The 22,432-nt window shown below is 56.0% G+C and carries 18 protein-coding genes; 7 read left to right on the top strand and 11 right to left on the bottom strand.

The window, feature by feature from the left end; all coding sequences use genetic code 11:
• Window positions 1-23: 23 nt before the first annotated feature.
• The 4 genes from VFX97_17685 to VFX97_17670 form a co-directional block, all read right to left on the bottom strand.
• A complete protein-coding gene (locus tag VFX97_17685) occupies window positions 24-1,886 on the bottom strand; it encodes a 2-oxoacid:acceptor oxidoreductase subunit alpha (protein ID HEX5705034.1) in 1,863 nt (620 codons plus the stop codon).
• A 99-nt stretch (window positions 1,887-1,985) separates the two neighbouring features.
• Entirely contained in the window at window positions 1,986-2,504 is a 519-nt protein-coding gene (locus tag VFX97_17680) for a CBS domain-containing protein (GenBank protein HEX5705033.1), read from the bottom strand.
• Between the two features lie 128 nt (window positions 2,505-2,632).
• Complete coding sequence (locus VFX97_17675; protein ID HEX5705032.1) at window positions 2,633-3,628, bottom strand: SpoIIE family protein phosphatase; 996 nt, start codon at window positions 3,626-3,628, stop codon at window positions 2,633-2,635.
• Window positions 3,629-3,783: 155 nt separating this feature from the next.
• Complete coding sequence (locus tag VFX97_17670; GenBank protein HEX5705031.1) at window positions 3,784-4,944, bottom strand: aminotransferase class V-fold PLP-dependent enzyme; 1,161 nt, start codon at window positions 4,942-4,944, stop codon at window positions 3,784-3,786.
• A gap of 256 nt (window positions 4,945-5,200) precedes the next feature.
• Here VFX97_17670 and VFX97_17665 point away from each other — a divergent pair, with 256 nt between their 5' ends.
• The 4 genes from VFX97_17665 to VFX97_17650 all read left to right on the top strand — a co-directional run bounded on the left by VFX97_17665 (window position 5,201) and on the right by VFX97_17650 (window position 9,593).
• Window positions 5,201-7,255, top strand: a complete 2,055-nt coding sequence (locus tag VFX97_17665) for a hypothetical protein (GenBank protein HEX5705030.1) — start codon at window positions 5,201-5,203, stop codon at window positions 7,253-7,255.
• Between the two features lie 55 nt (window positions 7,256-7,310).
• On the top strand, window positions 7,311-8,438 hold the full coding sequence (locus VFX97_17660) for an Mrp/NBP35 family ATP-binding protein (protein ID HEX5705029.1): 1,128 nt from the start codon (window positions 7,311-7,313) through the stop codon (window positions 8,436-8,438).
• A 122-nt stretch (window positions 8,439-8,560) separates the two neighbouring features.
• A complete protein-coding gene (locus VFX97_17655; protein ID HEX5705028.1) occupies window positions 8,561-8,953 on the top strand; it encodes an iron-sulfur cluster assembly accessory protein in 393 nt (130 codons plus the stop codon).
• 175 nt (window positions 8,954-9,128) lie between these two features.
• A complete protein-coding gene (locus tag VFX97_17650; protein ID HEX5705027.1) occupies window positions 9,129-9,593 on the top strand; it encodes a GNAT family N-acetyltransferase in 465 nt (154 codons plus the stop codon).
• Here VFX97_17650 and VFX97_17645 read toward each other — a convergent pair whose 3' ends face one another.
• From VFX97_17645 to VFX97_17625, 5 genes are all read right to left on the bottom strand, one after another.
• Window positions 9,594-10,178 (bottom strand): biotin transporter BioY, encoded by a 585-nt coding sequence (locus tag VFX97_17645; protein ID HEX5705026.1) that lies wholly within the window; start codon window positions 10,176-10,178, stop codon window positions 9,594-9,596.
• An 82-nt stretch (window positions 10,179-10,260) separates the two neighbouring features.
• On the bottom strand, window positions 10,261-11,067 hold the full coding sequence (locus VFX97_17640) for a universal stress protein (GenBank protein ID HEX5705025.1): 807 nt from the start codon (window positions 11,065-11,067) through the stop codon (window positions 10,261-10,263).
• Window positions 11,068-11,125: 58 nt separating this feature from the next.
• Window positions 11,126-13,834 carry a sodium-translocating pyrophosphatase gene (locus tag VFX97_17635; protein HEX5705024.1) on the bottom strand — a complete coding sequence of 903 codons (2,709 nt, stop codon included), beginning with the start codon at window positions 13,832-13,834 and terminating at the stop codon, window positions 11,126-11,128.
• Window positions 13,835-14,133: 299 nt separating this feature from the next.
• Complete coding sequence (locus VFX97_17630) at window positions 14,134-15,990, bottom strand: carbon starvation CstA family protein (protein ID HEX5705023.1); 1,857 nt, start codon at window positions 15,988-15,990, stop codon at window positions 14,134-14,136.
• Window positions 15,991-16,069: 79 nt separating this feature from the next.
• Window positions 16,070-16,393, bottom strand: a complete 324-nt coding sequence (locus tag VFX97_17625; GenBank protein HEX5705022.1) for a hypothetical protein — start codon at window positions 16,391-16,393, stop codon at window positions 16,070-16,072.
• A 322-nt stretch (window positions 16,394-16,715) separates the two neighbouring features.
• Here VFX97_17625 and VFX97_17620 point away from each other — a divergent pair, with 322 nt between their 5' ends.
• Together VFX97_17620 and VFX97_17615 are read left to right on the top strand one after the other, a co-directional pair.
• Window positions 16,716-18,086, top strand: a complete 1,371-nt coding sequence (locus VFX97_17620; protein HEX5705021.1) for a M48 family metalloprotease — start codon at window positions 16,716-16,718, stop codon at window positions 18,084-18,086.
• 2 nt (window positions 18,087-18,088) lie between these two features.
• On the top strand, window positions 18,089-18,790 hold the full coding sequence (locus VFX97_17615; GenBank protein HEX5705020.1) for a hypothetical protein: 702 nt from the start codon (window positions 18,089-18,091) through the stop codon (window positions 18,788-18,790).
• A gap of 2 nt (window positions 18,791-18,792) precedes the next feature.
• Here the strand turns inward: VFX97_17615 and VFX97_17610 are convergent, their stop codons facing one another.
• Complete coding sequence (locus VFX97_17610) at window positions 18,793-19,989, bottom strand: SRPBCC family protein (protein HEX5705019.1); 1,197 nt, start codon at window positions 19,987-19,989, stop codon at window positions 18,793-18,795.
• A 272-nt stretch (window positions 19,990-20,261) separates the two neighbouring features.
• Complete coding sequence (locus tag VFX97_17605; protein HEX5705018.1) at window positions 20,262-21,464, bottom strand: aminomethyltransferase family protein; 1,203 nt, start codon at window positions 21,462-21,464, stop codon at window positions 20,262-20,264.
• A 147-nt stretch (window positions 21,465-21,611) separates the two neighbouring features.
• Between VFX97_17605 and VFX97_17600 the strand changes: the two genes are divergently transcribed.
• A complete protein-coding gene (locus VFX97_17600) occupies window positions 21,612-22,337 on the top strand; it encodes a lipid-binding SYLF domain-containing protein (GenBank protein ID HEX5705017.1) in 726 nt (241 codons plus the stop codon).
• The last annotated feature ends 95 nt before the right edge of the window (window positions 22,338-22,432 follow it).

The following is a 22,432-nucleotide window of genomic DNA, read 5'->3' as shown; positions in this document are numbered from 1 at the left end:
AACTTCCTGGCTGCCGCGCCAGCTCACAAATACTCTTCAACCTTTCGCATGATCTCCCGAATCTGGAATGGCCGGCCTTTGACCTTTGAGAAGGCGACCGCGTCGATTAAGTAGCGGGCGCGAATCATCGTCCACAGCTGCCCGAGGTTCATCTCGGGAATGATCACCGTTTCGAATCCGGAAAGGACCTGGCCGAGGTTCTTGGGAAAAGGATTCAAGTGACGCAGGTGCGCGCTCGAAACTGATTTTCCTTCGTGGCGCATTTTTTCGACCGCGGAAGTGATCGAGCCGTAAGTCGATCCCCAGCCCAGCACCAAAACTTTTCCAGTCTCGTCGCCGAACACTTCGATCGGCGGAATGTCTGCGACGGCACGATCAACTTTTTCCTGGCGCAGCTTCACCATCAAATGGTGATTCTCGGGATCGTAATTGACGTTCCCGGTGATGTGCTGCTTCTCGATGCCGCCGATGCGATGCTCCAAACCCGGCGTGCCGGGCAGGGCCCACGGGCGCGCGAGCGTTGCTTCGTCGCGCGCGTAGGGCATGAAGTTCGACGGGTCGGTGGTGAATTTGACATCGATACGCGCCAGGTTCTCGATGGCGGGCACGGCCCAGGGTTCCGCGCCGTTCGCGAGGTATCCATCAGAGAGATAGAAAACCGGCACCATATATTTGAAAGCCAGGCGCACCGACTCAATTGCCATGTCGAAGCAATCAGCCGGAGTGGCGGGAGCGATCACGATCGCCGGACACTCGCCGTTACGACCCCAGACGGCCTGGAACAGATCGGCTTGCTCGGTTTTTGTCGGCAGGCCGGTAGATGGGCCACCGCGCTGCACATTTACAATCACGAGCGGCAACTCAGTCATCACCGCCAATCCGATCGCTTCCTGCTTCAGAGCTACTCCGGGCCCCGAGGTTCCGGTCAGCCCTATATGGCCGGCAAAGCTCGCGCCGATCGCGGCGCAAACAGCGGCGATTTCGTCTTCAGCTTGAAACGTCTTCACGCCGAAATTCTTGTGACGCGCCAGCTCGTGCAGAATGTCCGAGGCCGGCGTGATGGGATACGAACCGTAGAAGAGCGGCCGTCCTGCCAGTTCGGCAGCGGCTACAAAACCGATGGCGGTCGCTTCGTTGCCCGTAATCTTGCGGTAACGTCCCGGCGCGATGACGGCCTTCTTAACCCGATAATGCGTGGTGAAAACTTCGGTAGTTTCGGCGAAGTTGTAGCCGGTTTTCAGCGCCACTTCGTTTGCCTTAACCAGCTCCGGATTCTTCTTGAACTTCGCGCGCACCCAATCGAGGGTCGGCTCAAGCGGCCGATCGTAAAGCCAGTACAGAACGCCGAGCGCGAAGAAGTTCTTTGAGCGGGCCATCTCTTTACGTGAAAGCTCGACCGCACCTTTCAGCGCGTTCATGTTCAGTGTCGAGATCGGTAATTGATGCACGCGATAACCCGTAAGCGCGCCATCTTCGAGAGGGTTCGAGTGATAGGCGGCCTTCTCGAGATTGTCTTTCGTGAACTCATCAGTGTTGACGATGATGGTGCCGCCTTCTTCCAGGTCCGGCAGATTCACTTTCAGCGCTGCGGGATTCATCGCCACCAGGACGTTCGGTTGATCGCCCGGAGTGCGAATGTCGTGATTGGAAAAATTCAGCTGAAAACCGCTGACCCCCGGTAAGCTGCCGGCGGGCGCGCGAATCTCGGCCGGAAAGTCGGGCAACGTCGAGATGTCGTTGCCCATGATCGCCGACGTGTTCGTGAACTGCGTGCCGGTCAACTGCATGCCGTCGCCTGAATCCCCGGCAAACCGGATCGTAACGGTGTCGAGCTCTTCCAGATGTTTGTCGATGTTATCGACTGGTGGTTCTAAGACTGCGCTCATGAATGCTCCGTGTATGCGATGTTAGATTTCAGATTTGAGATTGCTTCCCGCACGCCGTTGGCTAAAAAAGAAAATCTCAAATCTGAGATCTGAAATGCCCTAGCCTCCCTCCACCGTGTCCATCACCTGCGCCGGCAGCGGCGGCAGATTCATGGTCGCCTTCGGATAACACTCTGCCAGGTAGGTGATAATGTCGAACACGGAGATTAATCCAATCAACTCGCCTTTCTTGACCAGTGGGATGTTCCGAAAGCCCTTTTCGTTCATCATCTTCACCGCCTCGCCCACCGTTGCATCCGGCGAAAGGATCTCGACCTTGGGATGCATCCACTGCGAAATCGGTGAATTCAAATCAACTTGTTGGCCGATGACTTTTGTCAGCAAGTCGCGCTCAGTAAAGATTCCGGCTACGCGCCCATCGTCGGAAACAACTACGCAACCGCCTTCGTCGCTTTTCATGGCTTCGATCGCCTGAGACAGGGGAGTGAAGGGAGAGACCGCGACGTAGTCGGACGTTTGCAGCACGCTCACTCGCTGGTCGCGCGCCTTGGGAAGTTGACGGTCCCGCGACCCGCCTTTACGCAGATCGTGTTCTTCTGTTTTTTGATCTTCCAGCATCCGAAGTTTTAATTCTAACTCACTTCCGCTGATGGGCGGGAAAAGCCGGTCATCTTATCACAGGAAAAGGATGGCTGAATGTGATCTGCGGCAGAACGAGAGCAGGGAAGATTGGGCCCAGACCGCCATCAATGGCCGGTCAGTTCAATAGCCATCAAAGTCAGATCGTCTGTGATGGGCAGCCCTTCCGCGAATTTTCGCGCATCATCAACCACCCGCGTCAGGAGCGAGTCTGTCGGATGTTCGTGAAACTCGTTGAGCATCATTTGCAACCGGTCCTTGCCGTACTCCTCCTCATCATGATTTCGAGTTTCAGAGAGTCCATCGGTGTAGAGCACTAACCGGTCGCCCTTCACCGCATCAATCGTGGTGGCGGAATACGTTTGGTTGCAGAACATGCCGAGCGGCAATCCGGTCGCCGGAATCGGCGTGACCCTACCGTCGTGAAGATGCAGCGGAGCGCAGTGGCCGGCGTTACAAATCTCGATCGTGCCGTCCGCGGATGCTTTGCCGCAAACCAACGTCGCATAGTAGGGCCGCATGGTTGTGTCGGCGAATACTCCATTGGCGCGCTCGACCAGTGCGGTCACCGACAGACCCGTGTTGATTAAGCTGCGAAAGATTGCGTGCAGACGGCTCATCAAAAACGACGCGGCGATTCCTTTGCCGGACACGTCGCCGATCATGAAATAGAGTTCGCCCGCGTCAGTTACGATCAGATCACAGTAGTCGCCGCCGACGAGCCCTGCCGGTTGATAATAATGGGCGACTTCCCAGCCGTTGAACTTCAGGTTCTGCTTTGGCAGGGATTCGCCCTGAATCAGCCACGCGCGATCGAGGTCCCGTTCGAGCTCTTCCAATTGGTGCGGCGTCAGACAGCTCAGACAGAATCGCGCCAATGGGTCCGCCGTCATCGCGGCCTGTCCGATCAAATCGTGACAGACCCGGCAGACGCCGTAAGATTCAGTGCGGTTCAGATTTTCAATCGCCGACTGAACTTCGCGTAGCAGTCCATTCAATTGAAAATCTCCATTTGCGGTTTTGGCGGTCTCTTCCAGGCGCATACGCCAGTCCAGAAGTTCGGTTCGAAGGTCGGGATTGGTGGCTTGAATGGCGGCGCTCATGGTCGTTACCCTTGTCGTTGTTCGTAGCGGTTTTGACGAGAAAAAGAGTCAGGTAATTATACGCTTTTTCCCGCGCTGGAGTTCGTTTTCAGGCGAGCATTTTGCCGCGAAATTTCGTCTAAATCTATCCGGTTTTGGGACTGAATTTGCCGGGCTTAACTGGCTGGGGCGGATCGAGTTTCATTTCGCAGATGTTCAATGATTTCGGGGAGGAATTCGAGGGTTTGATCGATGTCGCCGTCAGTAGTGTAGCGCCCCAGCGAAAAGCGAATTGATCCAAGAGCTCGCAATGTCGGAATCCTCATCGCGCTAAGCACGGCAGACGCGTCAGTGGAGTCTGAATGACAAGCTGAACCGGTTGAAACACAGATGCCCGCGGCGTCCAGCATTGAAACGACGTCCGGGCCGAGAACGCCTTCGAACGAAATATTGGTCGTGTTGGGCAATTTTTTGTCCGGTGCAGTAGCGCCGTTTACGGTCGTGCCCGGAATCGTGTTGAGTATCGTGCTTTCCAACCGATCCCGCAGCGCCCTGATTTGTTCGTGACCCGTAAATTCCTGGGCCAACCTGCTGGCGCGGCCGAGCGCGACAATGTTCGGCACCGCTTCTGTACCAGAACGCCTTCCCGCTTCCTGTCCGCCACCAATGATGAAGGGCGGCAGCTTTAAGCCTTCGCGAATGTAGAGTGCGCCGATGCCTTTTGGCGCATAAAACTTGTGACCTGCAATTGAAAACAGGTCCACTTCCCAATCGCGAAGTGTAATTGGAATCTTGCCGACAGCCTGGACGCCGTCAACGTGGAATACCGCGTCAGAATGCTCGCGAACGATGCGTCCGATCTCTTCAATCGGAAACAGAACGCCCGTCTCGTTGTTCGCCAGCATGATCGAAACGATGCCCGTATCGCGTCGCAAAGCTTTTCGCAGATCTTCAGGATTCAGCGAGCCCTGTTCGTCGACTTCCAGCCAGCTAACTTCGCTACCAATTCCGGTGAGATGCTCGCAAAGCTTACGTACGGCTTCATGCTCAACGCGCGTCGTAATGATGTGACGACGGGTCGGATTCTGCTCGAGAAATCCTCCGATCGCCCAGTTGTTCGATTCAGAGCCGCAGGAGGTGAAGGCAATCTCGTTAGGGTTGCGAGCGCCAATTAAAGCCGCAACTTGCTTCCGCGCCTGTTCCACCGCCGCGCGCGACTCGCGCCCGAGCGCGTGCCCCGAAGACGGATTGCCGTAGTGCGAAGTCAGGAAGGGTTGCATCGCCGCGAACACTTCCGGCGCCACCTGCGTGGTGGCGTTGTTGTCGAGATAAATCATTGATTGAATTGCGGAGTATAACCGATACTCTTCGGCGGCGATGAGAACCCTTTGCGTAACTCATCGCCTTGGTATTAGGAGGTCAGTACCGGGAGCGCTAGCGACCGGGTTTCAGGTAACGTCGCGGCGGAGTTCATCATAGGTCACCCGGTCGCATCCACCACCCCACGCGGGCTGCCCGCGCGGGGATCCCGGTCCGCTCTCGGTACTGACCTCATGCCGCAAAGGGAACGCAAAGCTGCAAACACGATCCTGAATGTTGGCACTCATCTACTTAGCCGCTGCCACTTACTTCGGTGATTGCATTTGCCGTCGATTCTTTCGGTTCATCTCGCTTCAGCATCGTATCGCGACTGCGTTTCTTGTCGGATTGCTGCTCAGCACCTGGATTACATTTCTCGCCGCCATTGCATTCCACAAAATCAGCCAGCCGCTGATCGCGGCGAATCTGGTCTTCCTGCTCTTGTTCATTGGCGTCGTGTTGATTACGCGGCGATGGCCGGCGCAGATGGAAAGCGGAGAATTGACGCGGCCAAACGGGACCATGCGGTGGGATCTGATCTGGCTCGGCGCGTTCCTGATCTTCGCGACGTGGTTGATGTTCGCGACGCTGAGTTTCAAGAATAGTCAGTTTCAGATCGCTTTTAAGGCCTGGACAGATTTCGGCGCGAATGTTTCGGTGACGCAGGGCTTCGCGCTCGGGCGCAACTTCCCGCCTGAGCATCCTTTCTTCCCGGGCGAGTTCATCCGCTATCACTTTCTGTTCTGGTTTCAAACCGGGAATCTCGAGTTTCTCGGCCTTAATCCCGTCTGGAGCATCAACAGTCTCAGCATCCTTTCGCTGCTGGCGTTGCTCATTCTGATCATGACGTTCGGCGAAGTGCTGTTCAATTCGCGCGTCGTCGGCCGGATCGGTGCGCTGCTGTTCTTTTTCTCGAGTTCACTCTCGTATCTGCCTTTCCTCAAATCGCAGTCGAGCATGCGCGGGGCGCTGAGTTCGATTGTCAGAGCCACAGAATTTCTCGCCTCCGGATATCCATTCCGCGGGGAGACCTGGGGCGTCCTCTCTGCCAACGTTTTTGCCTATCAACGCCATTTGATCAGCGGCATCGGGCTCCTGTTTGTCGCGCTTATCTTCGCGGTTGAGCGATACCGTTCACATTGTTTTCGCCGTGAAGAAGAAACTGGAGCGCAAGGGTTTAGTCTACTGGGGTCGACAGAAGCAAGCGGGGTTAATAACTACCAACCTTCTGATCATGAGGTCGTGACTGGAGCGCAACCGTATCCGTTGCAGGACGGGGCAAGCGGGACGCCTGCGCTCCAGTCAAAACGCGAGTTACTCGCGTGGGTGCTGGCCGGTGCAATCCTCGGTCTGCTGCCATATTGGAACAGCCCGACCTATATCGCCGCGCTTGCGATCTTTGGGTGCCCGTTGATCTTCGTCCCGTTCAGATTGGGCACTGTGCTGTTGCTCGCGGCCGCCATTGTAGTCGGGTTGCCGCAGGTGCTCTTGCTGCGCTCAGGAAACACCCTGACGTATCCGCTTTTGAATCCGGGATACACGTTAGAGAACCCGACGTTTTGGCTCATGCTGAAGTATCTGGGCTGGACGTTTGGCGTGAAATGGATCCTTTTGGGCGTCGCCGTGGTTTTCGCAAGCGGCTTTCAACGGCGTCTGTTGTTGGCGCTGTCGAGTCTCGTCGTCATCGTTTTTCTGTTTCAGCTCAGCATGGATATCTTCAACAATCACAAGCTGCTGAACATTTGGGCGACGTGCGTGAACGTCTATGCGGCTTTTGCCCTCTGGCAGATCGCGAAGCAGAAGATTGCCGGAATCGCGTTGGCGATTGTGCTCGCGATTACGACGGTCTTCGGCGGAGTTGTGGATCTGTTTCCGCTACACAACGATCCGATGTTGGCGGTTCCTTACAAAAGTGATCGCCTCAGTCAATGGCTCTTAACGAACACGCACCCCAAAGACGTGTTTCTGAGTCATCAACTGCTGACGCATCAGATTCTTTTTAGCGGGCGAAAGATTTACCTCGGGTACACATTGTTCGCGTGGACCGCCGGGTACAACGTGCCCGAACGCGAGTTGTTATACCGGCAAATGTTAGAGGAAAGCGATCCGGAAGCGCTGAAGCGCTTACTGCGCGAACAAAAGATTGCATACGTGGCGATCGACGACGGCGTACGCAAGAACGAGGCGCTGCCTGATCTTAATGAAGGCGTCTTCGAGCAGCATTTCCCGAAGGTATTCGAGGACACCGAACAGGTTTACGACAATCTTGTGATCTACAAAGTGCATTAGTGGCACAGACTTCAGTCTGTGAATTCCAAAGCGAAGACAATAAAGACTGAAGTCTGTGTCACCGTTCGACAAATCACTCGCCGCTTCGCATAATCGACGCATGTCTCAGTTGAATGAAAACGTGGTGCTTAATGCGCTGCGGCAGATCATAGATCCCGATCTGCACAAAGATATCGTCACACTTGGCTTTATCAAGGATCTGATTATCAACAACGGCGATGTTTCGTTTCGCATCGTGCTGACAACGCCGGCATGCCCCGTAAAAAGCGAAATGGAGAACGCCGCGCGTGAATTGGTTACGGCAATCGAAGGGGTTCGGTCGGTAACCGTAACCATGGACGCCGAAGTGCCGAAAGGCCGCGGCCTCGGCGACAAGGTTTCGGTACCCGGCGTGAAGAACATCGTCGCCGTGTCATCCGGTAAGGGCGGCGTCGGTAAATCGACGGTCGCCGTGAATCTTGCCGTTGCGCTCGCTCTCGACGGCGCGAAAGTCGGCTTGATGGATGCGGATGTGTATGGCCCTAACGTGCCGATCATGCTCGGCGTCGCGAACGCGCGGCCGGAAGTTGAAGTCAACAAACTCATTCCCGTCGAAGCTTACGGCATAAAGCTCATCTCGATGGCGGTGCTGCAGCCGGGCGACAAGCCTCTGATTGTCCGGGGCCCAATTCTGCACGGATTGGTGAAGCAGTTTCTTTCGGATGTGAAGTGGGGCGAACTCGATTACTTAATCGTTGATATGCCGCCCGGCACTGGTGACGTCCAACTAAGTCTCGCTCAACTCGTTCCCGTCCAGGGCGCGGTGCTGGTCACTACGCCGCAGGAAGTCGCACTCATCGATGTGCGGCGCGCGCTGCGGATGTTTGAAACCGTGGCCGTACCCGTGCTCGGTGTGGTTGAGAATATGAGTTACTTCATCGCGCCGGACACGGGTACACGCTACAACATTTTCGGTGAAGGCGGCGGTGGAAAGTTGGCCGCCCAGTACGGCGTGCCATTCCTGGGTTCGGTGCCGATGGGCATTGAAGTCCGCGAAGGCGGGGACAAGGGCGTGCCCGTGGTTGTGGGTCAGCCGGACTCGCCGCAAGCTCAGGCTTTTCGCAAAGTTGCTGAAGAAGTGGCCCGGCAAGTCTCGATCGAGGCGATGAAACCCGAGCTTGTTGTTTTGAAAAAATCTCAGTAGAATCCAAAGCGTACTTTGTGCTTAGTTCTTAGTGCTTCGCCCGGTTTTCAAAGTACAAAGCCCTAAGTCCAAAGATCTTAATAAACGACTTTTAGAAATAGAGAACGGAGTAAGATTTAAATATGTCAGCTAATCCAGCAATAACGACTTCTCCAGCCCCCGCGGCGCCGGGAGCACCGTCGGTGAACTTGAACGTCACCGAACCGGCAGCAGTGGAAATTAAGAAGTTTATGGCGAGTGAAGAAGGCCTACCGGAAACCGCCGGCCTGCGCGTACGTGTCGTGCCGGGTGGCTGCTCGGGATTTCAATACAGTTTGAATATCGAAGAGGCTTCGCGCCAGGGCGACTTTGTGCTCGACGAAAAAGGCGTGCGCCTGTTCGTCGATATGTTCAGCGCGCAATACCTGAACGGCGTCCAGATCGATTACGTCACAAACGTGATGGGTGCAGGCTTCACGTTCACTAATCCGAACGCGACCGGAAGCTGCGGCTGCGGATCTTCGTTCACCGCGTAGTCAACTCGTATCTTTACATGGAAAAGGACTCGGCCTGATACTTCGGTGTCAGGCCGAGTTTTTTTGTGTACCCCTGTCCGCAAGCGGCGAGGGGTAAGGGAGAGGGGTTGGCGCGCTCCGCAACCCCACCCCCAACCCCTCCCCGTTTACGGGGGAGGGGAGGTCGATTACTCTTATGCAGATCATTCAAGCCCACACAACGGAACACACTCAACAGGCGCGCGGACTCTTCCGTGAGTATGAAGCCTGGCTCGGTCTCGATCTGTGCTTTCAGAATTTCGAGAAAGAATTAGCGGAACTGCCGGGAGCCTATGCGCCTCCAAGCGGACGGTTGCTGCTGGCATACGAGAATGATCAGTTGGTCGGCTGTGTCGCGTTGCGCAAACTGAGCGACGGGGTTTGCGAGATGAAGCGCCTTTTTCTACGTCCACAGTTTCACGGCAAAGGCCGCGGCCGAGAACTTGCGGAACGGATCGTTGACGAGGCTCGCGACGCAGGCTATGAACGAATGCGGCTCGACACACTTCCCGAGCAGATGGGGAAAGCGATCGCGCTTTATCGCTCGCTCGGCTTCAAAGAGATCGAGGCGTATTACACCAACCCGGTCTCAGGAGCATTGTTTATGGAATTAGTGTTATGACTAGCGTTTCTTACCCACCAGTTTCCAGCCGGTAGGTAACACTGCTGCGGCGAGCGCGATCTTGATGATGTCGCCCGGAATGAACTTCAGGACGGTGAACTGAAAAGCGACGAGCGGCGAAGTTTTGGTCAAGTACGAAAACCAGAGCCAGCCGCAGAGCATGATCACCAGCGAGCCCACGAACATCGCGGCGACCGAAGTCAAATACTTTCTATCCCAACCTTGCTCAGCGAACGCACCGGTAATGAACGCCGCCGCGGGGAACGACAGCAGATAACCGCCCGTGGGTCCGAACAGATGGGCTAATCCAGCGCCGCCGCCGTAGAAGAACGGCAAACCACTCGCACCTTCAATCAAATAAGCAATCATTGCCATCGCACCCAGACGCGAACCCAACAAGGCACCGGTCAGAAGCACCGCGAAGGTTTGTCCGGTAACTGGCACCGGGCCGATTGGAATGACGATCTGAGCAGACAGCGCCGTCAGCAGACTGAATCCGATTACCAATCCGACCTGACGGACGATATCGAACGGCGCGAGGGCAACTTCTAAAAGAGTCTCACTTTTTGCTATTGATGTGCTCATCTTAATTTCAAGTTTCAGGTTTCAAGTTTCAGGTTCAAATCTGGCGTTCAACAAAGCGAACTTGAGACTTGAAACTTGAAAGTCATGGTCTCACACATAATACCGGACAAGGTGCGTTTCGAATAATGAATTCAGCGGTGCCGGTCAGACGCTCGTCCCCGCCGCAGCACAGCGTAGTGGTGATCGCGATTAGGTCGGCTTTGTGACGGCCGGCATGTTCGACGACGGCTTCGGCAACGCCTCCATGGACACGCCGCACTTTGCCGAACATCTCAGTCGCGCCCGCTTCTTCAAAAAACTGTTCCAGTTTGCCCTTTCCGCCATCCGCCGGTTCTTCATCGCCCTCCGCAAACACGCAGAGCGTTTCCACTTTTGCTTTTGTCTTGCGGGCGATCGCGGTCGTCACGGGCAGAATCACCTTGGATTTCTCGGAAAGGTCAGTCGCGAAAACGATCGTGGCAAAGCGATCGATCGGCCGCGTCGTGCGTCGCGGTCCGTGCAGCCTGGCGATGATCGTTGGCACCTTGGAATCGCGCGCCACCTGTTCCGCCACGCTACGGCCCAGGAAGAATTGCGCCACATCCGAACGGCCATGTGAAGCCATGACGATCAAATCGCCCTCACGTTCGGCGGCGCAGCGCATGATGATCTGGGCCGGGTCATCTTCTTCTTTCGGGATAATCGTCTGGATCACCCGAACGGCCGACGAACCCGTGGGCAGGCCCGGGAACTCATAGCGTGAAGTTTCGGTGATGTGCGGATCGCCACCGTGCGCGATGTGAATTGATTGCACGACCGCATCGAACTGCGCCGCGATAGCCACGGCCAGAGGAAAGGCGCTGTTGGCTACCGATGAGAAATCAGTCGGAAACAGAATCGAGCGAATCATGACAATCGCGTATTAACAACGACAGAATAAGACTTAGGTGCTCACGTTGTCACTTAATTTAGTCCCCATCATCGCGCGCGCGATCCGAAGGAACCGTTGGACTGGCCACGGTCTCGCCGGGCAAAACATGCGTGGCGTTCAAATCGGCGGCGTCGAGACTGTTCACCAGATGGGCGCCGTCTTCCAGGCAGTATTGCAGCGACGGGTCGGAGTAAGACTGCCGGCATTTTGGACAATATCGGACCGGCGAAGCGCTGCCGTAAGCGGTGACCGCCGCCCCTGTAATGTCGTCACTGTGAATGCGCATCTTGTGGAACGAACGCCACACAAAGTAGAGCGAGATCAGAAAGAAGATTGCCGCCAGTACGCGGCTAATGACCAGACCGTTCGCGCCGAACTGGCCGGTGTCGCTGCTGACGCTGACCGCCAACTCAACCGCGAGCAGACCGAACAAAGTGGTGAACTTAATCACCGGGTTCAGCGCCACGGATGAAGTGTCTTTGAACGGATCGCCCACCGTGTCGCCAACCACCGTGGCGTCGTGAAGCGGCGTGCCTTTCATTTTCAGATCGACTTCCACAACCTTCTTGGCGTTGTCCCATGAGCCGCCGGCGTTGGCCATGAAAATCGCCTGGTACAGTCCAAACACCGCGATCGAAATCAGATAACCGATAAAGAAGAAGGGTTCGACGAACGCGTACGCAAGCGTCGCGAAGAACACGCCCATAAAAATATTGAACATGCCTTTCTGCGCGTACTGCGTGCAGATCTGGACGACCTTCTTGCTGTCTTCAACTGAAGCCCTTTCGGCGCCTTCCAGCTTAATGTTCGCTTTGATGAACTCCACCGCCCGGTATGCGCCGGTGGTCACGGCCTGTATCGATGCGCCCGTGAACCAGTAAATGATCGCGCCGCCGGTAATCAGACCCAGCAGAAACGGCGCATGCAGAATCGAAAGACTTTGCAGAGCTTCCTGATCTCTGAGACCGTCAGTCAGAGTCATGATGATCGAGAAGATCATCGTCGTGGCACCGACGACCGCCGTGCCGATGAGCACCGGCTTTGCCGTGGCTTTGAACGTGTTTCCCGCACCGTCGTTTTCTTCGAGCAGGTGTTTGGCGCGTTCAAACACGACCGTAACATTGTGATCGCGCTTCAGTTCCTCAACGATGTTCGGCTGTTGTTCGATCAGCGACAGTTCGTAAACCGACTGTGCGTTGTCCGTCACCGGTCCGTAGGAATCGACGGCGATCGTCACCGGCCCCATGCCAAGGAAACCGAAAGCCACCAGACCGAACGCGAAGACTGCCGGGGCAGCCATCAGCGCCTCCAGCCCCATCGTGCTAAAGATAAATGCGATCGCCATCAGGCCCACGATGCTGATGCCCAGCCAGAACGCGGAAAAATTCCCGGCAACCAGGCCCGACAGAATATTCAGCGACGGCCCGCCTTCGCGCGATGACGTCACAACTTCCTGCACGTGCCGCGAGCTGGTCGAGGTGAAGACCTTGACGAGTTCGGGAATGACCGCGCCGGCCAACGTTCCGCATGAAATGATAGTGGCGAGCTTCCACCAGAGACTGGTATCGCCGCCCAGGTCGGGAACCATCAGGAACGAAACGATGTAGGTCAGGACGATCGAAACGATCGAGGTGAGCCATACCAGCGTCGTCAAAGGCTTTTCGAAGTTCATGTCGCCGGCATTACCGTAGCGAGCCTTGGCAAGCGCTTCGTTGACGAAGTAAGACACCGCGCTCGAGACCAGCATCATGATGCGCATCACGAAAATCCAGACGAGCAACTGAACCTGGGCCGTTGGGCTCGGCACCGCGAGCAGAATGAAGGTAATCAGCGCGACGCCAGTGACGCCGTAAGTTTCAAAACCGTCGGCGCTGGGTCCGACTGAGTCGCCGGCGTTATCGCCAGTGCAGTCGGCAATCACGCCAGGATTACGCGCGTCGTCTTCCTTGATCTTGAAGACGATCTTCATCAGGTCAGAACCGATGTCGGCAATCTTGGTAAAGATGCCGCCGGCAATTCTCAACGCCGCCGCGCCCAGCGACTCGCCGATCGCGAAGCCGATGAAGCACGCGCCCGCATAGTCACCCGGAACGAACAGCAGAATGAAAAGCATGATGAGCAGCTCGACGCTGATCAGCAGCATGCCGATGCTCATGCCGGCTTTTAGTGGGATGGCGTAAATCGGGAAGGGCTTGCCTTCGAGACTGGCGAACGCGGTGCGCGAATTCGCAAACGTATTCACCCGAATGCCGAACCAGGCGACGCCGTAGCTGCCCGCGATACCGATGAGACTGAAAAGCAGAATGATCGGAACCGTCAGAAAAACCGGGTGATCCGGCACGGGCCGCAGGATACCAAAGTAGGCAATGACGATGGCCGCGATGAAAACCCAGAGCAGCATGATGAACTTGCCCTGGGTGATCAGATACGTCTTGCAGGTCTCGTAAATCAGTTCAGAGATTTCGCGCATCGAGCGATGCACGGGCAGGTTCTTCAACTGAATGTAAATCCAGAGACCGAACAGCAAGCCGAGAAAACAGAACACGATGCCAATCAGCAGCAGCTTATGTCCGTCGATCCCGCGGAACGAGACGCTTGAAAGATCCGGCAGCTTGAGGGCCGCTTCGCCGCCGCCATGCGACTGTGCGAAGGCGCTCGGGGCCGCGACGGAAAAAGCAACAATTGCGAATAAAAAGCTAATGATTCGGCGGCGCTGTGCCGCGACAAAGTTCGACATCGATTTCACGATCAAAAAAATCCTTCCTTTTCGTTTGGGCGATAGGCGAGAAAAATGCCTGGCTGATTAAAGGCGTATTATTGCCGATTGGCGCAGAAGTGTCCAACGCGCATCAACGAGCCGCGGAGCAGCGACAGATGGTAGCCCCTGTGAGCGAGCGCAGCCGAGCGTCACCCGGGGATCACGTCCCAAAAGATCCTGAGTCCGCTTTAGCGGGCGACAGAAATCGAATGCCATCCAAATTGAGTCTTTGATCCGGTCGCTACAGCCTCCGGCTCACACGATCCACATAGGGACGCATTGACCTTCTACGCTTCCGCAACCGCCTCCGAGATGCGTTGCGGTGTCCTCCGTCCGCTCACCCATTTTCGAATTGAGTCCGCCAGCACAATCACAGCTGCGGTCATGATGAGCGCCGTCAGCGAAGTGTTGATGTAGCCTTGCGTCGATGTAAGAGGGTTTTGGGCCTGCGGCCAGAAGATATCGCGGATCGATTGATACCCGGCCACCAGCGTCGTGCTGCCCACGAACGACAATGGCACAAGTGTTACCCAGGCGTAGCGCGCTTTGCCCATGTTGATGATTACGGTGGTCGCCACGCACAAAGCGACGGCGGCAAGTAATTGATTGGCGATGCCAAACATGGGCCAAATGGTCGATATCGATCCCGTCCAAATGAATGCCGCCCACGCTGTCACGACGACGGCGCTGGTGAGAATTGATCCCGGTAGCCAGTTCGGCTGTTCAAGCTTCCGATAAAATCGCCCGCCGAACTCGCCGACAAGGAATCGGGCCACCCGTGTGCCTGTATCGATCGTGGTGAGGATGAACAAGGCCTCAAACATGATGGCGAAGTGATACCAGTACTTCATCAGTCCGCCGAGGCCGGGAATGCCGTCGAAAATCTTCGCGATGCCGAGTGCCAGCGTCACCGCGCCGCCCGTCCGGCCGCGAACCTTCTCGCCTGACTCTGCTTCCAGCTTGTCGAGTTCCTGCGGCTGCAGATTGAAACCTTGCTGTGTACGTTCGTCGACCATGCGCACGTAACTGGCACGTTGAGCATCAGTTCGCTGCGCCGTATTGATGGCGAAGTAGTCACCGGGAAACAACGACGCCGCCGCAATCAATGCCACTACGCCGACGGTGCCTTCGATCAGCATGCTGCCGTAGCCGATCATGCGCGCGTCAGTTTCTTTCGCGATCATCTTTGGCGTCGTACCGGATGAAATCAGCGCGTGAAAACCGCTGATGGCGCCGCAGGCAATCGTGATGAAGACAAAGGGGTAGAGCTTTCCGGAAACGATCGGGCCACCGCCGGAAACGAACGGCGTAAGGGGTGGCATCTGCAATGTTGGAGCGACAACTATCACGCCGATAATGAGAAATGCGACTGTGCCGATTTTCAAATACGACGAAAGATAATCGCGCGGGCAGAGCAGCATCCACACCGGCAGCACTGAAGCGATGAAGCCGTACGCTGCCATGATCACAATCACTTTGTTCGGCGAAAGGGTGAAGGTTGCCGCCCACGATGACTCGGCAATCTTGCCGCCCAGCCAGACTGCGAACAACAGTCCGATCACGCCGATGATGGTCGCTTCCGTAATCTTTCCTTTGCGGAACTTGTACATGTAAAGCCCCATGAACAACGCGAGCGGAATCGTGAAGCCGACCGTGAAAGTTCCCCAGGGCGATTCGGCCAGCGCATTCACCACCACCAGACCAAGTCCGGCCAGCGCAATTACCACGATGAAGAGAATTGCGAGCCCCGCAACGAAACCTGACAAGCCGCTGATTTCAGTTCGCGCGATCTCAGCCAGCGACTTGCCATTGCGCCTGATGCTGGCCACGAGAATCATGAAGTCGTGGACCGCGCCGCCGAGACAGACACCGATGACCAGCCACAGCAGTCCGGGCAAATATCCGAATTGCGCGGCCAGCACCGGCCCAATCAGCGGCCCGGCGCCGGAAATCGCGGCAAAGTGATGTCCGAACAGGACCCACTTGTTTGTCGGGTAATAGTTGTGGCCGTCGTACATCGTCTGCGACGGCACCGGGCGTGTGTCATCCAGGGCCAGAACTTTGGCGGCGATGAACGCTGAGTAGTAACGATAAGAAATGGCAATGACGCACAGCGCGCCAATGATGATCGGAAGGGCACTCATTTGGGAGTCTCAATTATCACAGCAGCGTGGTTTAGCTCAATAGCTTTGTGCGGTACCGCGTTGCCAGGCAGTAACCGTGTTATGAACGGATCGCCGTCAAGACGATGGGCAGAACTACCATAGTGAAAAGGACGGCCATCATTAGGAGCCAAAGAAACAACGAAATGATCCAATTGCGCTTTGCTGCGGCGTAGTCCACATCTGCTGTTCTGATTTCACCAAATCGAGCCCACCAATAAATCAACCAGACCGGGGTTAAGAAGAATGTCATCACCATGCCGCCTCCGCCGACGAAGCCGAAAAAAGGAATGAACCGGACGAAAAAGAACACCCACATCACGGCGGTGAAGGCGCGCAACCAACCTGCTTCGTCGCAAGCCTGGTTAATTTTGTTTTGGGCCATGACGGCGCCGCGGGCGTATTCAGGAGGGATAATTAACTCGCAGTATCGACATTGAAGCGAGTTCCCGGCAATGAACTCCGCGCAGTTTGGACACGGAAACGTTTCGCTGCTGCTTTCGCCTGTGAGTATCGGCACGCGCTGCTTATATCACCGATCCCTTGCCGCGTTAACCTAACGTGAGAAGCGCCATTTTGACGCGCGGTTTCAACGCGAGGACACAATTCACCATTTGCCTGGCTGCGCGCTTGACTACAACCGCGGATTCGGAGAAAGTTTTCGTTACGCACCCCGGCCTCTGAAAGGACTGTGGAGGTTCCCCCAAATGAATACTCTCAGGAAGAGAAGTTTTATTGTCGCGGCACTGTGCTTTTGTGTCGCGTTTACTTCAGTTGCTCCCGTCGCCTTTGCTCAGAAAAAGCAGGCACCGGTCGAAGCAACCGCGCCGCCGGTTCGTGAAGAATTCAAGTTCGGCGACGTCGATCTGGAGGTCCTCGAGCAGGTGAATCTGCTCGATCGCCGTTTCGAAAAAGACGGCCTCGTACTCGAAGACGAAGCCACAAATGCTTACCTGTCTCGCATTGGCCGCTCACTCATTCCAGCAGGCCTGTTTCTCGACAATGTAGCCTGGAAGTTCCGCGCATTACGCGATCCTGAACCGAACGCGTTTGCGCTGCCCAACGGATCGATCTATGTCACGACGGGTCTGCTGGCGCTGGTCGACAATGAATCACAACTGGCTGCGATCATGGCGCACGAACTGACGCACGTCATGCGACGCCACACCTACATGCAAAACCGCAGCAACCGGAAGAAGTTTCTGACGATGAATGTCATCGCGATCATCGGCTCGGTTACGCCCGGAATGGTGGGCACCGCCATTAGTCTGGCCGCCGCGATCTCGCCTTTCATCGTCATGTCTATGATTGCCGGTTACAGTCGCGACTCGGAACGCGAAGCCGATCATCGGGCGGTGGACATGATGATCTCAGCCGAGTATCCGCCTGAAGAAGCGATCAATGTGATGAAGCTGCTCAGCCAGGATATTGAAGGCGAGCAGATCAAACTCTTTTACAACGATCATCCGGAATTGCAGGAGCGCGTCAGGTACCTGACCTCGTATCTGGGTACGCGGGCTGACCGGGTAACTCCTCAGATGGAGTTGAATCGCGAGAAGGCAGCGTACTTCCGGAAAATGGAGCCGGTGATGCGGCACAACGTGCAGCTCGCGATTAATGCGGCGCGGTATCGCTCGGCCGTTTACTTTGCGCAGCGGCTGGTAGACTTTCGGCCCGACTCGTCCGAGAACGTTTTTCTGTTGGCCGAAGCGTTTCGCACCCTTGGCCCGCGGTCGCCACAGTTGGCTGGGCGCGAATTGACGAACAGCGGCAAGAAGGACGCGGCCAAAAAGCGGGAGAAGCGAACGGCTGATGAACTCGAGCGTGAACTGCTGGCGACCCCGGCCGGCCAGGAAAATTGGAAGATTCATCAGCAAAAGGCTGAAGAGTTGTATTTGCGTTCGTTGGGTTTGAACGCACCAGTGCCGGCTGCGCATCGCGGACTCGGCATGCTTTACGAGAAGCTGGGTCGAACTGCGGAGGCCCTCACGGCTTATGAAAAATACATCGAGCTGGCGCCGACTGCGTTCGATCGTGAAAGAATTCTAAGACGTATTGAAACCTTAAGGAGAGTTTAGAAATGATTTCCCATCCTCAACATTTGTTGCACAGATTCCGAGGCTTGATTGTTGTCGCAGCCGTTGTGTTTGCTGCGTCGCTGGTGCCCTTGAGTGCGCCCGCCCAGTTTCTGCATCCGAAGATCGTCAAGAAAGAAACCACCATTCGGAACGTGGTTGTATTGCCGGCAAAAGTCGACATCACCAGAGACAGCATGAAAGGCCCCGAAGGCATGGCGGCTGAATCTGAAGCGGTAAGTGAGCGAGTTGCGAAAATGGTTTCCGATGCCCTGGCAAACAAGCAGGTCGCAACTTTAAGCGGCCCGGGCGATGGCGCCGCCGAGCAGAAATACGGCGTCGCGGATATTCAGTCCCGTTATGATGACCTGCTGCCGAAGATCATGAAGAAGCGCAGCGACGTTAAGAAGGCCCGCTTCACGATGGGTGATGAAGTCCTGAACCTAAACCTCGACAAGAACGCCGACGCCATTGTTTTCATCCGTGGCAAGGGTCAAAAGCAGACGTCCGGCAAAACAGCCTTTCGTTTATTGGTTGGAGGTGTGCCGGCGTATCTAATGGTCAATATTGGGATCGTCGATGCCCGAACTGGTGAGGTGTTGCTTTATACGGACGGGGTCATAACCGGCGATCCGACCGCGAACGAAGGATCTTTGCGCCACGCGATTACCAAGGCCCTGAAAAAGCTCCCGGGCGGCGCTTCGTGAAGTCATTTTAAGAGAATTCCGCGTTTCAAATCCGCGTGCAGGAGCCGGTGAAAGAGATGTTCGCCGGCTTCCCGCCGAACCGACAAACGCCCCGCATCATAAGCACGCGACTTTAAGCCGCGCTGTACCGAAGCGCAGATATCCAGGTCTTCCTGCTGAATCCGATCGCCGACGGCGACGCTGGCCAGATTTTGTGCCCGTGCGTCGTCGGAAACATCCGCGAAATAAAAATCGAAAATGACTTCAGTGCGATCAACTGAGATGGGCCTCACCAGGTTGGTATCCATCACGCCGTCGTAGCAGTTGATCATGAAGTTCGGATAAATCCAGTAGTAGAGCGCGCGCTCGCCGGACCGCGTCGCGGCGACATCGGCGTCGTCAGTCGTAACCATGGGACTACTCTGCAGGCAGTGACGTGCGCCGCACTCGATCGTGTAGTTGCTGTAATCGAGCACGCTGTCCAGGCCTTTGTGCAAATGCGGCACGTGATAGCCGCCGTCAAGATAGTTATCGACAAAGACCTTCCAATTGCAGTCGATGATGTATTTCCGGCGTTCGAACCACTGAAGATTGCTGAGTCCCAGCGCGCCGATTTCGTTGACCAGTTGATTGCCGAGCCAATCCTCGATTGGTTGATTTTCGAGTGTTCGGTTGGCAGAAATCGGTACGCAAGCCTCCGGCGTTCTCAGCAGGCCAGCGGCCTGCGTACCGATAGTTTGTCCGCCGTTACTCCGCACCAGGATCCAGTTCTGCCAACCCGCCACCTCAACCGGTATTAATCCGTTGCCTCCGCGATCGAAATCGCAGACACCGCTGAAATCAGGAGTGCCTTTGAGCTCGCCCTCGAGTGAATACGTCCAGCCGTGATAGGGGCAGCGCATCTGCGGTGCGTTGCCGTGCGGCTCAGTCATTACCGCCGCGGCGTGATGCCGGCACACATTGAAGAAGGCCCTTATCTGATTGTCGCTGCCACGAACAACCACGACCGGCTCATCGCCAATATCAGTCGTAACGTAGTCACCCGATTTCTGAAGTTGATCGACGCGGGCCGCTACCTGCCACGATTGGCTGAACACGGTTCGCTGTTCAAGTTCAAAGACGCGTTCGTCTGTGTACCACGGCGCGGGAATAGTGGATGCACGCTCGAGTTGAGCGCTCGGGTCGTAGCTGTCGATGATTTTGTTCAGAGAATCGCTCATTGAGACGGGTTGATTCACGCTTCGGTGACTTTCAAGTGGCTTGCGAAGTTGTCGCTCCGTTAGGAGCGAGATGTTTATAGCTTGCCACCAGTTTGATTGAGGTAAGCTCCTTTTAGGAGCGAAATGGTATTCCGCTCCTAAGGAGCTTACGGAAGTTCCGGAACTCGAACGGTTCTATAAACATTCCGCTCCTACGGAGCGATAAACTCGAAACTCGAAACCCGAAACCCGAAACTCGAAACTCGAAACCCGATACTAGGAACCCGAAACCGTCACAGTATCGGCGTCGCCATCTTATGCTTCGGATTGTAAAACGGCGTCTTGGTGACCGTGGCGGGTACTCGATGCCGTACGGCTTCCACCGTAATTTCGACTTCAACCTTCGAACCGACTTTGGTGAAGTCGCTTTCCAGAGTGGCCAGCGCGATCATTGTTTTCAACGTGGGCGACCAGGTGGTTGAAGTCGCTTTACCCAGTTGCGTTCCGTTGCTGTAAACAGGAACCGCTACGCGCGACGCGATGGGCGAGACAGCCGGCGGCAAACCAACGTGCTCGTAAATCGTCTCAACCTCAGGCCAGTGAATTTCCAGGCCGACGATGTGCCGCGGGGTCCCGCGCTTCTGTTCGGCGACCAAAGCCGCCCGCCCGACAAACTTCTGCTTGTCGAGACTGACCAGGCGGCCGAGTCCCATTTCATACGGTGAGTATCTCTGTGGATCGATCAGCGCTTTCTTGCTGCTGCTGAAGTCGATATCGATGAGCAGTAGCCCGGCTTCGATGCGCGCGACATCCAAGGCGAGCATGCCGGTGGGTTTAATGTCGAACGGCTTGCCCTGATCGATCAGTGTGTCCCAAACCTTCACCGCGTCTGCTGCCGGCAGCCAAATTTCGTAACCGAGATCGCCGGTGTATCCGGTGCGCGAAACTTCCACCGGCACACCCGCGATTGTGCCTCTGGTGACGCGGAAGTACTTCAGGTTCTCGATGTCAGCGTTGGCGACAACGGCTTTCAGGAGGCGACCCGATGTCGGACCTTGCAGAGCGAGCGCGGCGACCGATTCCGAAATGTCTTCGATCTCAACATCGAGCCCGGCCGCGTTCTGCGTGAACCAGCGCAGACTTGGATCGGCCGCTGTCCACCGATAGACGTTCTCTTCGAGCCGGGAGACTGTGCCGTCGTCGATCACCTTGCCGTGCTCGTCACACCAGGGCGTGTAAATCACCTGCCCGACGGAAACCTTGCGCATGTCGCGCGTTATGATTCGATCAACCAGACGCGTCGCATCGTTTCCCGTGACTCGATATTTATACAGCGGCGAGATGTCGATCAGCGCCGCGGCATTTCGAATCGCGTTGTACTCATGATCGTGATGCGTCTCGTACGCGCTGACGGCGTAGTAGCCCGACCACTCGCGATAGTTGAGACTTTCGCACAGGGCAAACGTCCGTTCATGAAATGGAGTACCGATGGGCATGTTAGGTACGCGCGTTTCCAGCGCGCTAGCACGCGGGACGCGTGCGCACCGCGTTGTCAGAGCGAGCGATTATAAGTATGCTCCGAACAAGTGAGCAAACGTCATCATGAGTCCCCCTGTTTCGGTGTGGTTACAGAAAGGGGAGTTATGTATCAGTCAATCAAGGTTTTTCGTCTTACGGTTGTTGTCGTCCTCGCGGTTCTTTGTGTTGGCTTAATTGTGTCTGCGCAAACGCCCCCTAAGAATGCGAGCAAACTCGCGAAAGCGGCGAAAGAGACGCAATCCGCAGCTAATACGTTCACAGAAATCATGAATGTGCCCGATAAGGCAATTCCGCAGAACCTGCTGGACAAAGCGGAAGCTGTGGCCGTGTTTGAAATGGTGAAAGCCGGCTTTATTGTCGGCGGCCGCACCGGACACGGCGTAATCAGCCGGCGAGTACCCGGCGGGTGGAGCGCTCCGGCGTTCTACAACTTGAACGGGGCCAGCTTCGGATTGCAGATAGGGGCCTCCAAAACAGATGTGATTTTGCTTTTCATGAACACCGGCGCAGTTGATAGCTTGATGCAGGACAAGTTCGAGATTGGGGGCGAAGGCAGCATCGCGGCCGGTCCCATCGGCCGATCGGCGGCGGCTTCAACCGATGCGCAATTGAAAGCTCAGATACTTTCTTATTCGCGCAGCAAGGGCCTGTTCGCCGGATTGGAAATCAAAGGCGTGGTGATTTCGCCCGATAACAACGACAACGAACCGGTTTATGGAATGAAAGCCGACGGGGTGCTTTCGCCGGCGCGACAATGGAAGCTGACCGGGATGCCTGCGAGTGTTCGGATCTTTCCGCGCACGTTAGCCAGGTACTCTGCCAGGAAATGAAAGTGGCCGGTCTTTGCGTGAGGGTTAAGAGTCGGGCTAGTGCCCGACAAAAGAGCGGGCGGTAGCTCGCCTTTAACATTGGTATTGATAAGAGG

Source organism: Pyrinomonadaceae bacterium, assembly GCA_036277115.1.
Lineage (GTDB): Bacteria > Acidobacteriota > Blastocatellia > Pyrinomonadales > Pyrinomonadaceae > UBA11740.
This window is presented reverse-complemented; position numbering and strand designations above follow the sequence as displayed.